Below are 12,707 nucleotides of genomic sequence, written 5' to 3'. Positions count from 1 at the left end.
TCATACAGAACGACTATTTGGAGACCATACTCAACTTATCGATTTTTACCATTTTATTAGCTTTAACTGGCTTTTTCGTGGCAACGGAATTTGCTATTGTAAAAGTACGTTCCTCAAGGCTTGACCAATTAATTGCGGAGGGCAATAAAAAAGCCATTTCTGCAAAGTATGTTGTCAATCATTTAGACGAATACTTATCTGCCTGTCAGCTTGGTATTACTGTAACAGCGCTTGGTATCGGGATGGTCGGTGAAAAAACCTTTGAATTTATGCTACACCCTCTTTTTAGCTTGATTGGCATTTCAGATAAATATATGACAATCTTTACAATTGGTAGTGCTTTTGCCATTGCAACATTTTTACATGTTGTTGTCGGGGAGTTGGCACCAAAAACTGCTGCGATTCAAAAGGCTGAAACGATCACACTCCTTTTTGCCAAGCCTATTATGCTGTTCTATAAAGTGATGTATCCATTTATCTGGTTCTTGAACGGCTCAGCTCGAGTATTAATTGGCCTATTTGGTATGAAGCCTGCTTCAGAGCATGAATTATCACATACAGAGGAAGAATTACGATTACTGCTATCTGAAAGCTTTGAAAGTGGTGAAATCAATAAAACAGAGCTAAAGTTTGTGAATAATGTCTTTGAATTTGATGAACGTATTGCTCGCGAAATTATGGTTCCTCGAACAGAGATTGTTGGAATTGAAAAAAATGAATCTTTTACAAATATGATTCATTTTATCGCCGCTGAAAAATATACTCGTTATCCTGTTTATGATGGTGATCGTGATAATATTTTGGGCTTTGTCAACGTTAAGGAATTGTTTACACACGGTTTGCTTGAGCAGCTTACAGACGATTCCTTAATCCTTAAAGATTTCATTAATCCTGTTATACGAGTAATTGAAACGATTCCTATTCAAGAATTACTTGTGCGTATGCAAAAAGAGCGAATTCATATGGCCATTTTAATGGATGAATACGGCGGGACATCAGGGCTTGTAACAGTCGAGGATATTTTAGAAGAAATTGTAGGTGAGATTCGCGATGAGTTTGACGATGATGAAATTGCAGAAATCCGAAAAGTAAGCGACGATCACTATATTTTAAACGCAAAAATGCTCATTGAAGATGTTGAAAAACTTTTAAATGTTACACTTGAAGCAGAAGAAGTTGAAACACTAGGCGGTTGGTTTTTAACATTAAATAATGGTATTAAAGCAACTAAAAATATTGAGCTGGCGCCATATATATTTAGTATTTATGAGCAGCAAGGCCATCGGATTCATTACATCGAGGTCCGTCCCCTTCGTAATATTTTACCTACTGTTTTAGAAGCATAATCTGACTGATACGGTTTTCTAAATAGCGTATAACAATTTTGGCTTTACAAGTATCATTTAATTAGGGATAATCTGGTTTCCCTAAATACTTTCTTCTTATTCCATTATTAGGCATATCCATATATAATAAATATATGGATATGATTCTATTTTCAGGGGGCATTACATATGAAATTGTTTAAACTATATCATTCGGACGGTATTCATATCATTACCGACGTCAAAAAACACAAAACTAACATTGAATTAAAAACAATTACAGGTGAAGTATTATATATTATCGTAGTAACAGATGAAAACTACACAGTGTACGATGATCGCTTTGCTGGTGCTTCAAAGCAATTAAATTCTGTGGAGGCATTTGATATTGACGGAAGCTTCCGTAGCTTAGATTTTGATAATATGCGTTCCCTCTTCAAAGAGGCATTTACAAAGCTATTACAAGAGATTGCAGAATGTGTCAATGATAATGATGAACTAGTAGATATTGATACACTACGACATAAAGTAAGCGCTCAAATTAAAGGTATCCATTTCCGCGTTATTTCTGACACAAAAAAATACGAGATTTAAAAATCTAACAGACTGTCTAATAAATAGATTGCGGGACAGTCTGTTTTTTACATTACAAATATTCAGTACTTTCACCACAGTTGTCACGAAACAGAAAACATCTCATACCACTTTCATGTATAATAGTATTTATCTATCTGGAAGAAAGGGTGTTTTGGATGAATCGTGAACAATTAATCACACTTATTTCAGAAAAACTGAAATTAATCCGTACTGAAAAAGATTTAACACAGGATCAGATGAGTGATTTACTAGGACTCTCTAAAAAAACACTTGTTCAAATTGAAAAAGGTCGTATTTATACTGGTTGGACTACAACGGTTGCGGTTTGTGCATTATTCCGAGAAAGCTCAATTTTACAGCATGAGCTTGGCGGGGATCCACTTGAGGTTGTCGACTTAATCGCTAATAACGGAACATTACACCCTAAGGAAAAGACGATGGGTGGATACATATGGTGGAAAAATCTTAGCGAGCACAAAGGTTATCGTCTACAACAAAACGTCATTAGTCAACATTTTCGAATTTTAGATACGAATAACTATCGACTACTATCAACATTCGAAGAGTCAATAGCTAAACAAGAATGGGAAAAGTTTCAAGAATAATTAAGGTACTGTACTTGCACATAACGTAGAAGCATCGCATCCAAATACTTCTAAGTTATGTGCAAGAAGTACTAGAATCAGAAAGAGCCTTTGTAAACGCTGACGATATGCGAGTGATAGCACTCTTTTTCTACATTTGTCTTTTTGATTTCCTCTACTCTACTTTCTTTAATATTTTCTCTCACACCCTAGGTCTTTTCATGCATTTATCAAAATTCCTATAAATGAAGATACGGAAATGACAGCAATGCATTTTCAATTCTCTCCCTACGCTATCCAACACTATAGACAAATGAATACGGAAACGGAGTCACTTCTTCATAGGATAAAGTGTAACTAGAAAACGATAGTATGGAATGATAACATTCCCATCAAATTTTTGGTTAAAAGTTACATTAGTCGAAATTTGTAACACTATTCTCTATACTTAACAATAGCTTCTCTAATACTGGAAAGGATGCTTCTTTATGGATCGAATATTAGCAATTAGTGATATACATGGGGAATTAGAACTTTTTGAAGAATTATTATTAAAAACAAATTATGATACTACGCAAGATCAGTTATTTTTACTTGGCGATTATATTGATCGAGGACCTGCATCTTGTGGCGTTTTAAACTTAGTGGGAGAATTGCATGCAAAAGGTGCACGTGTTCTATTAGGTAATCATGAAGCCATTATGCTAAAAGCCTGTCGCTCTGGTCATCCTAAGCCGTGGAATCATTGGGTGGAACTTTGCGGTGGCGAGGCAACACTTGCAAGCTATGGTTATCATTTAGACGATTTTAAGGAAGTCATTGAAAATGAGACATTACCTAACTTTATTCAGACCTTACCAAAGCTCGAAGAACATTTACAGCTTATCGAAACCTTTGATACTTACATCGAAATAGAGGATGCCATTTTTGTACATGGCGGTGTTGTTCCTGGAGTAGCTTTGGCAGAAACAGATCCCATGCAATTTTTATGGATTCGTGAAGAATTTCATGTAGGTTATCAAGGCGAGAAAACTGTAATCTTTGGCCATACACCTACCTATAGACTTCACCAAAATCCAACAGATTACAGTGTCTATTTTGGCGAAAATAATATCATTGGTATAGATGGTGGAGCTGTTTTTGGAGGTCAGTTACACGCATTTGAATGGCCAAGTCGTCAAATAATCTCGGTAGAAAAGGAAAAGCCAACAAGTGTAGAATAACCTGTTGGCTTTTTGTGCTGAATGAAGATAAAAGATTTAATACAATTTAAAAATAACACCTACTAAAGAGTACACAATAACAGTTGTAAATAAAATTGTCATATGGATAAGTGAGAAAACAAACATTTTTGTTGCCCATTTTATTTGATCTTTATTACTGTGGTAACCGTAAATACTCATCACAAGCCATGCAATGCTTAGCAATAGAGCAACAAGCATAATACCAACACTTAAAGTGCCAAATAAGAAGCTGGATAAGATTAATAAGATTAAATAAAAGTTCGTTTGATAATAAGTACGACGCATCCCTTTTACAACCGGAAGCATTGGAACGCTGGCAGCTTCGTAATCAGCATGCTTACGAATGGCAATGGCATAGAAATGGGGCATCTGCCAAATGACCATAACCAAAAATAGGCCAAGTATCGCAGGATGTGTAATATCATAAGAAACAGCTGCCCAACCAATGTACGCTGGAATCGCCCCTCCTATACTCCCAACTTCCGTGTTATAAATCGTATGTCGTTTTGTCCACATCGTATAGGGTACTACATATAAAAACACCCCTAAAAGACCAAATGCTGCAGCTAATGGTGAAGCAAGTGCCAACACAGATGCCCCGATAATGAGCATGGCAAAAGCTAAAATTAACGCTGATTTAGCTGACATTTCACCTGTTACAGTTGGTCGACTTTGCGTACGAGGCATTACAGCATCAATGTCGCGATCATACACATTATTAAATGCACCAGCAGCACCAATAACAAGTGCAGAGCCAATCGTCGCGAAAATAATTTCAGGTATATTCTCTACAAAAGTCATTTTATTTTTGTACATACCTAGCGTTAAACCAGCCCACATAGGAATTAAATTGGATTTAATGATTCCTGTTTTTACTGTCTGCGCTAAAATAGAAGAGCGTGAGGACTTCTCCAATGACTTCTTGGAAGAATGTAGTTTTTGCTCCGTTTTTAGATTTTGTTCCATTCATCTTAATTCCTTTTCTCTCTTAATTTCTACACGCTTTACCATTAGAAAGCGACAAATTTTGCATGCAATCAATTATGCCTCGGCATAATTGCGTCCGGAATCGGCTTTGTGCTTAGGCCTGCAGGATGCAGGTCAGTTAGCCGTTATCGCATGGATGCGATGATTTTAGGCTAACATCCTTTAAAGAACTCCTTTCCGATTCCGTGACATCCGCCGGAGGCATTGGGCCAACGTAATGTTGGTCACTCAGTCGTTGCCACAGGACGTGGCGTTCTTAGACTGAGTTCCTCTATTTCAGCGGATGTTGGCACATTCTTTGCCAAGTAGCTTACACCCGCATTCATCACCATCTATAAGATGGTTGACTTCTGTAGCTGACGCGTTGCTTTCGCTACAAAAAAATTCGCTAAAAAAATGAGACATATCAAATTATTATTCTACCTCTTTTAGATAGAGTCTGTCTCAATGTTCACATAAAGTACATGATTTTCTTACTCTTTATATTTTACCTAATAAAAATTGAGATACACGTTCATTCACAACATCTTCTATGATACCACCGACTGACGTGAATTTGAACCTAATTGGCTTGATTCTTTGCATATTACTATTCAAGGAAAACAATCTACTCTATACTAAGGTGTATGTTTTAACTATATGAAGGAGTGTCTACCACGTGAAATACGGATTTATCGGCCTTGGAAATATGACAACAGCCATTATTAAAGGAATGTGTAAAAGCGGAGATTTTGATCCTACTTTTATTTATGGCTATAATCGTACCAAAGCCAAAACAACAAAATTAGCAAACTCTTACGGTATTCAAGCCGCAAGCTCTATTGAAGATATTATGTCAAATTGTGACGTCATTATCCTCGGTGTTAAACCCCAAATGTTACCAGATGTTTTACCAGAGGTGAAAAAGCATTTACAAGACAACCATGTCATTGTTTCCATTGCCGCAGGTAAAAATATTTCATATTTTCAAGGTTATCTATCTGAAGTTACCCCTATTATTCGTGTAATGCCAAACATTAATGCGCTTATAGGTGCCTCCACAAGCTGCTTTATAGCGAGTGAACCAGTATCAGATGTCCAGCTTCAGCATGTCATTTCACTGTTTGAAACAGTTGGCACAATAATCGAGGTACCTGAACATTTATTTTCCATATTTACAACGATTGGTGGTGCTTCACCAGCATTCACCTATATGTATATTGACGCTTTAGCGCGTGCTGCTGTACGTGAAGGGATGCCAAAAAGCATGGCGCTTGATATTGCGGCAAATGCAGTACTCGGCAGTGCAAAAATGATTATACAATCTCAGGAACATCCCTGGGCACTTGTAGATCAGGTATGTTCACCGGGAGGGACAACTATTCAAGGTGTATCCTCATTACAAAGCAATCATTTTGAAACAACGATTCACGATGCAGTAGCTGCCGTGACTGACAAAGATCGAAGCTTATCAAAATAGCTCTTGATTGATCTACTAAAGATTAAAAATGAAAACCGAGACATCCTTCATGTCTCGGTTTTCATTTTGTTTAATGAGTAATTTTAAATAAAGTTATAGCTCTTCGGCAAAGTGAGGAGTTGATTTCCGTTCCGACTGAGCGCTTTGTTGCTGACGCTTCGCTTTCGCACAGAGCAAAGCTTCCTGGGGGCGTCCGATGAGCCGCTTCACTCGCGATGCTCGCTCCAGGGTCTCGGGCCAACAGATGTTTTTTGCGCGAAAGCGTAGTGCTAACGCAGCGTCAGCAGCACGATGTTGGTCACGAAGGCGTTATCACAGGACGTGATGGTTTTAGCCTTCGTTCCCCTATCGCTGATCCCCAAGGAGTCGCTCAGTCTCCACTCCAATCAACTACTACACATAGCATGTACTTACTGTCATTTAACTATAATATAGTGATAAAACGAAACTTTAACTTCACGGTCTTGTCTGCATTAAAGCGTAGCGTCAGCAACAAATGTTTTCTCTGCGAAAGCGTAGTGTTAACGTAGCGTCAGGAACGACTCAACATATCCCAAAAGGAGAATAGCCTTGAACGAATCAACTCATTTTAAAGGATTTCCTTGACCATTTTGTTTTTTATTGAATATTATCTTGTAATTCCTGTGCTAAAAATGCAGTTAGATCACGTAAATTTTCTGGTGTAACACCGTGACCGTCAGGATACTGTTTAAATGTCACAGTAGCTCCAAATTGCTCAAATATTTCTTTACTTTCAACGCCCCATTGCGACGGGATGACATAATCATAATCACCATGAGAAATAAATGCATGTAAGTGATTGATTGGGCGAATTGCATATTCCTCTGTCACGAATTTCGGCGTATAGCCACTTAATGCTACTATTCCTGTAATTAAATTACCCATTGCAAAAGCAAGTGACTGTGCCAAAACGGCTCCTTGACTAAATCCAAGCATGTACACTTTATGTGGATCAATTTGATATTCATCAATTGCCTCTAGCACAAATCGTTGTAAAGCAACTAACACTTTATCGAAAATTTCACGGTCTGGTTTACCGATATCTTGGATTGTGAAAAAAGCATAGCCAGGCTTTTGCGTAATAGGTCCACGTAAACTAAAGATATGACATTGCTCTTTAAAGTCCTGCACTAATTGTGGTAAATCATCTTCATTGCTACCCATTCCATGCAATAAAAAAATCGCTGGATATTTTCTATTTGGGTCCATATTCGTTGGTTGTGTATGTTTAAATGTAAATGGTGTATTCATATTAAAATTCCTTTCAGGTGAACTTGGTGTCACCTTATTATACTGCAAAAGATATTAGCTATCATACTATTGGCTCATCACCATAACGTGCGGTTGATTTCCGTTCCGGCTGGGCGCTTTGTAGCTGTCGCTTTGCTTTCGCTACAGAAAACATTTGTTGCTGACGCTTCGCTTTCGCACAGAGCAAAGCTTCCTGGGGGCGTCCGATGAGCCGCTTCACTCGCGTGGCTCGCTCCAGGGTCTCATCTGTGACGCTAATCCCCAAGGAGTCGCCCAGTCTCCACTCCAATCAACTTAAATACATGACAAACATTTAACAAATGTCACCCCAACTTTTAGTGATGAGCCAAACTATATTAATTTTGTTTTATCCGGAATTAACAGGCAGTAATTTATCTGTGCCGAAAGCGTAGCATCAGGTACAAGACCCCCACCTCAATATTCAACGAAAGCAAAAGATAGGTAGAAAATTGACTACCCGTAAAAGCCCAATAAGTGAAGACTAATAATCAGCGAGGATAAAACCCCACTGATTAAAGTTTCACTTTATTAATAAGCCCATCAGTGTGATAAGCAATATAACCGTTAATTATGCGAATCGTTTCTTGCGGATCTGCGTTAAATAGTACTTTTGATTGCTCTGGTGTTGAGACAAGTACCGTTAATAAATCTACGCGCATTGAATGTCCAGCAGAGCTATATGCATAATCGTAAACAATATCTTCCTCAGTCACATTGTCTGTCATATACTGTTTATGAAACAATTCTTTAGCGGCATCCATTTGTTCCGCAACCTGCTGACGAATTCGCATTTGATGCATCAATAGCTCTTCTTCTAGTACAGTGGTCTTTAACCACTCTTTCTTTTCGAGCATCTTCAAAAATTCTTTTTCCCAAACTTGCTCATTTTCAGTAAAATACAGCATATTCATCATTAACATATCCCAAAAATCGATTTGGGATTGAGCTGATTTACGCTGTACCTCTATTGCCTCTTTAAAGTGTTTCTCAACCTTCGTAATATCCATATTGCGCACTAAATGATTACATACATTTTCAATAAATTTATTTGCCACTTCTTGTGCCATGAAAAAACCCGTCCTTTATCTCTACAAATCATTTCCTCACTATCATACCATGATTGTAGAATATAAAGAAACGAGTAACATAGTACAATGCGGGCTGTCATAGATTTACATAGCTAACCAAAAAACATCCTCGTCATTAGATGAAACAAGGATGTTTTTTGAACACTTTATACTTCAGATGCAGTAATTGAATCTAATATAGACTTTGCATTATTATGAAGCGTTTGGTAGTTCTCTTGTAATATTTGTGGAGGTACAGGTTTGCTAAATAAGAAGCCCTGAACAGTATCACATTCGCTGTCTATTAGATATGATAGCTGTTCTATCTCTTCTATCCCTTCAGCAACTACCTTTAACTGTAGATGTTTCGCCATAGAGAGAATCATGTCAACTAATGCCTTATCTGTAGAGTTTGATTGTATTTTCTGAACGAACGACCGATCAATTTTTAAACAATCTATAGGAAAATCCTTCAAATAAGATAATGACGAATAGCCCGTCCCAAAATCATCTACTGCGATTGTAACCCCAAGTGCCTTTAATTTATGTAAGATCGTCGTCATATGATCAATATTGATGGTCATACTTTCCGTTATCTCTAGCTGCAAATATTTTGGCTCTAATTGTGTATTCTCAAGAACATTGCGAATTATTTCAACTAAATTTTGCTGAAAAAGTTGACCTAATGACAGATTGACCGCTACTTTAATGGGTGGCAATCCAGCTGCTTCCCAACTCTTTACTTGTTTACAGGCTGTTTCTAGTACCCATTGTCCTATAGGAACTATTAATCCCGATTCCTCAGCAATTGGAATAAAGACTCCTGGCGAAATCCAACCCTTTTTCGGATGCTGCCATCTGATTAAAGCCTCTACTGACTTTATTTGTCCCGTATGTAAATCTAGTTGCGGTTGATATTCTAAAAAAAGCTCTTGATTAGCTAATGCATCATGTAAATCATTTTCTAATAAAAGTCTTTCTGTCGTTTCATTAGATATCGAGGACTCATAAAACCGTATACGAGTTGGCATTTTCTGAGCTTCATGCATAGCATAGAGTGCAAATCTAATAAGTTCCTCTTCTCTATTGGAGTTTGTTGGAAATAAAGCAATACCAATATTTAATTGACTATTGAGAGAAAAATGTTGTATTTGGAATGATTCTTCCATGACAAATTGAAGCTGTTGACTGAGCTGCGTCAATTGATGGGTATTGCTTACCTCATCAATATAAACGACAAAATGATCTTCTCTCAGCAAGCAAAGTAAATACTTCTCTGGTAAAACAGTTTTCAATCTTTGCGCGATTAGATTTATCATTTGGTCTGCATACGTACTACCCAAAGACGCTTTAATTGCAGCAATTCTTTCTATGCCGATAGCAAGAATTGCCTTTTTTGATTTAGATATGTATAAATCTTTTTTTAATGATTCCATCAAAAAACGTTCATTTGGTAATTTCGTAATCTCATTATGATACGCCATATAATGCATCTTTTCACGAGATTCTTCTAAATGCTCTTGTGTATCTATTAACTGCTTAAATGGTTTTTCGATAGATGAAAAATAAATAGCTCTAAATAAAAGATAAAATGCACCTAACTCAAACATATGGCCTGCGAAGTTTTTAATATCATAAACATCTTGATACATTGTAAAAAGAAAATCACTCATTATTAAATAAATCGAACTACATAATAATAAAAATATAATTTTAGGCGCATTCTTAAAATTTTTAAGTAATAGAACCATAATCACCATTTGAAGCGCTACAGCTGTATATTGTAAAGTATTTTTTAAAACAGTAGGACCTTCACCTTCTATTATAAGAGGGGGCAAAATAGGCGTTGGAGCATAGATAACGACAAAACAACCAGTGATTATTACAAACGGCAAGCTATAAATAAACCAACGATAAATCGATTTTATTTCCTTTTCCTTTATAAAGAAAATAATGAGAAAACCAATCGATAATAGTAATCGACAAAACATGTAAAACCATGTTGATGCATACGGCGTACTTTCAGTAATGAAAAATGGCATTCCTTTATAGGAAAGTGCGTGAGCTATTTCTAATAAGCTAATCGTTAAAAATAATGACCCAGCATAGAGGACTCTATTCGATAAAATATAAGGCGTAATTAGCCATGTCTGAATCGAAATAGACATTGTAACTACAGTAATAAGCATTTCCATCATTAAATGAAGCGTTACATAATTGTTCTCTCCAAATATCCAATAAAATTTATCACTACCCAAACCAATTACGATTAATAACATCAGTGATAATAGGATGAATTGAATGCCCTGCTTCACAAATGAAAAATCTTCATTAAATTTCCACATCATAACACCCCTTCTTAATCTCTAAATAATCTCCTTCCATATATTGTTTTATTGATGAATTTAGTATAATTATACTATAATTTTATCGATAAGTACCGACTTTTCAACCAAACAAAAATAAAAACTTAGGACTAAATATTAAAATAAAGTAAAACTTTAATCAGTAGAAGGGGTTCTTCATCCTACACTGATTATTAATCTTCACTTATCAGGCTTTTTCGAGATAAAAAGTATCGCTACAAAAAACATGTGCTGAATGAAAATAAAAAAGATGCCTCAGCTTTTGAGACATCTTCTATCTGTTATGAAAATACATAGCTATCCATATTATCTATTGTATTTTGGATAGCATCTTTTAATGATCGCTGATGTTCGCCACAATCAGCTATTGCCTCTTCTAATGTAATTGCAGCATTTGCCATAAACGGTGCCATCTGCAAATCCTTTGCTAGTTGAATAAGAACAAGTGCCTTATTCCATTTCCAACGCGCATTTTTTGAATCTAAGTTAATAGCTTGCTCTAGGTAGCCAAGTGCATCAAATGGCATCCATCCAAAGCGATGCATCGTTTGACCTGTGATGCCCCAATATAGCGCCTTGTTAGGGTTTTCTTTTACTGCTTGTCTAAAACAATGGACACTCTCATTGTAATGATGTGCAAATAAAAACAATTCACCCTGTGTGAAAAATGAATGTGCCTTTTCATATGGAGTACCTGTTGCCGCTACATCCTCTAGTTCTTTAATTCGCTTTGAAAACTCTGCTTCATCTTTTATTGCACGAATTTCGACAACGGCATCCGATTCAGGATAGCTTTCATCCGCTCGTTCTGCATGTTGAGTTTCAACACCCAGTACAGGCTTTGGATAGCTAGCAAAATCATACTCTTCTAATAATTTAATATATTTATCAGCTAGCGCTTTCTCATTTTCATCTGTAACTTGCTTAGCCGCCTCAAAGCACTTCATTAGCTCACCATTATAAAAATAATCATCCATTGCCATTCAATATTCCTCCAATGTACAACTCTTCAGTATATTTAGTATACACTACAAAAACCAATTATGCCTCGGCATAATTGATTCCAAAATCGGCAGTGGCCTTAACTTCTTTCAACAATAGAGGTTCAGTACCTGCCGTTTCACTTTCGCTACAAAGAACATTGCTGAAAGACGTTAAAAAAAGAAGACTGAATCAAAAATAACTTTTGATTCAGTCTCAGCTTCGCTTATTTTTTTAATACTTCTTTAGTTAAAAATGCACGTAAATCTTTTTCTGGTAATGCACCTACAAAACGATTAACTTCTTTACCACCTTCAAAGCGAATAAAAGTTGGTGTCGAATTAAAATTGTATTTACTCCATAATTCATCGTACTCATATACATTTAATTGTGCAATTTCAATACCAAGCTCCTTAGCAATCGGCATTAACTCAGGTGTAAAAGCTTTACAGTGCACACAAATTGGACTGAAGAAATAAGCATTTACATCTTCACCAGCCGCCAATTTTTTTTCAAGCTCGTCGGGTAACATAATGTTTTGATAATTTTTGTCATCCAATTGATCAATTGTTTCTTGTTTCAGTTCTTTGTCGCCATAAGGATTATTTGCACTTGCTAATTTACTTTTGTTCGATACATTTGTTAGCACAATAATTGCCACAAATAACAAAACAATAACTGAGCCAATAATAAGTAGTTTTTTCACTAGAATGTGTTCCTCCTTTTTTACACCAAAAAATCCTAGTTTTAGTGCATTCGCGATTGATTATAAATTGTTTTTAAATCCTAGTAAACTAATTAGTC

13 protein-coding genes are annotated in these 12,707 nt (G+C 36.3%); 6 read left to right on the top strand and 7 right to left on the bottom strand.

All coding sequences use genetic code 11. The features are described 5' to 3' along the window. Nucleotides 1-17: 17 nt before the first annotated feature. The 4 genes from AC1DCY_RS03920 (at nt 18) to AC1DCY_RS03905 (ending at nt 3,729) form a co-directional block, all read left to right on the top strand. Nucleotides 18-1,346, top strand: a complete 1,329-nt coding sequence (locus AC1DCY_RS03920; protein ID WP_477347621.1) for a hemolysin family protein — start codon at nt 18-20, stop codon at nt 1,344-1,346. A gap of 168 nt (nt 1,347-1,514) precedes the next feature. Then, entirely contained in the window at nt 1,515-1,919 is a 405-nt protein-coding gene (locus AC1DCY_RS03915) for a hypothetical protein (RefSeq protein ID WP_477347619.1), read from the top strand. A 158-nt stretch (nt 1,920-2,077) separates the two neighbouring features. After that, complete coding sequence (locus AC1DCY_RS03910) at nt 2,078-2,527, top strand: helix-turn-helix transcriptional regulator (RefSeq protein WP_477347617.1); 450 nt, start codon at nt 2,078-2,080, stop codon at nt 2,525-2,527. A gap of 467 nt (nt 2,528-2,994) precedes the next feature. Continuing rightward, nucleotides 2,995-3,729, top strand: coding sequence for a metallophosphoesterase (locus AC1DCY_RS03905; protein WP_477347615.1), 735 nt, complete (start codon nt 2,995-2,997; stop codon nt 3,727-3,729). A gap of 36 nt (nt 3,730-3,765) precedes the next feature. Here AC1DCY_RS03905 and cyoE read toward each other — a convergent pair whose 3' ends face one another. Next, nucleotides 3,766-4,716: a heme o synthase gene (gene cyoE / locus AC1DCY_RS03900; protein ID WP_477347613.1), complete on the bottom strand. Its 951-nt coding sequence runs from the start codon at nt 4,714-4,716 to the stop codon at nt 3,766-3,768. A 679-nt stretch (nt 4,717-5,395) separates the two neighbouring features. On the opposite strand from cyoE, the gene proC reads away from it, so the two are divergent. Together proC and AC1DCY_RS03890 are read left to right on the top strand one after the other, a co-directional pair. Next, nucleotides 5,396-6,196 carry a pyrroline-5-carboxylate reductase gene (proC, locus tag AC1DCY_RS03895; protein ID WP_477347611.1) on the top strand — a complete coding sequence of 267 codons (801 nt, stop codon included), beginning with the start codon at nt 5,396-5,398 and terminating at the stop codon, nt 6,194-6,196. 251 nt (nt 6,197-6,447) lie between these two features. Continuing rightward, the gene (locus AC1DCY_RS03890; RefSeq protein WP_477347609.1) at nt 6,448-6,726 is read left to right on the top strand and encodes a hypothetical protein; all 279 of its coding nucleotides are present in this window, start codon (nt 6,448-6,450) and stop codon (nt 6,724-6,726) included. A gap of 88 nt (nt 6,727-6,814) precedes the next feature. Here the strand turns inward: AC1DCY_RS03890 and AC1DCY_RS03885 are convergent, their stop codons facing one another. The 6 genes from AC1DCY_RS03885 to AC1DCY_RS03860 form a co-directional block, all read right to left on the bottom strand. Continuing rightward, entirely contained in the window at nt 6,815-7,468 is a 654-nt protein-coding gene (locus tag AC1DCY_RS03885; RefSeq protein ID WP_477347607.1) for an alpha/beta hydrolase, read from the bottom strand. A gap of 61 nt (nt 7,469-7,529) precedes the next feature. Continuing rightward, complete coding sequence (locus tag AC1DCY_RS03880) at nt 7,530-7,733, bottom strand: hypothetical protein (protein ID WP_477347606.1); 204 nt, start codon at nt 7,731-7,733, stop codon at nt 7,530-7,532. 268 nt (nt 7,734-8,001) lie between these two features. Then, nucleotides 8,002-8,556 (bottom strand): hypothetical protein, encoded by a 555-nt coding sequence (locus AC1DCY_RS03875; RefSeq protein WP_477347604.1) that lies wholly within the window; start codon nt 8,554-8,556, stop codon nt 8,002-8,004. A 167-nt stretch (nt 8,557-8,723) separates the two neighbouring features. Next, entirely contained in the window at nt 8,724-10,904 is a 2,181-nt protein-coding gene (locus tag AC1DCY_RS03870; protein WP_477347602.1) for a bifunctional diguanylate cyclase/phosphodiesterase, read from the bottom strand. 299 nt (nt 10,905-11,203) lie between these two features. Then, nucleotides 11,204-11,905 (bottom strand): O-linked GlcNAc transferase, encoded by a 702-nt coding sequence (locus tag AC1DCY_RS03865; RefSeq protein WP_477347600.1) that lies wholly within the window; start codon nt 11,903-11,905, stop codon nt 11,204-11,206. A 224-nt stretch (nt 11,906-12,129) separates the two neighbouring features. Then, entirely contained in the window at nt 12,130-12,609 is a 480-nt protein-coding gene (locus tag AC1DCY_RS03860; RefSeq protein ID WP_477347598.1) for a thioredoxin family protein, read from the bottom strand. Between the last annotated feature and the right edge of the window lie 98 nt (nt 12,610-12,707).

Source organism: Lysinibacillus sp. 10T31 (genome assembly GCF_056394365.1).
The sequence above is the reverse complement of the archived record's forward strand: the minus strand, read 5'-3'. Positions and strand labels throughout refer to the sequence as shown.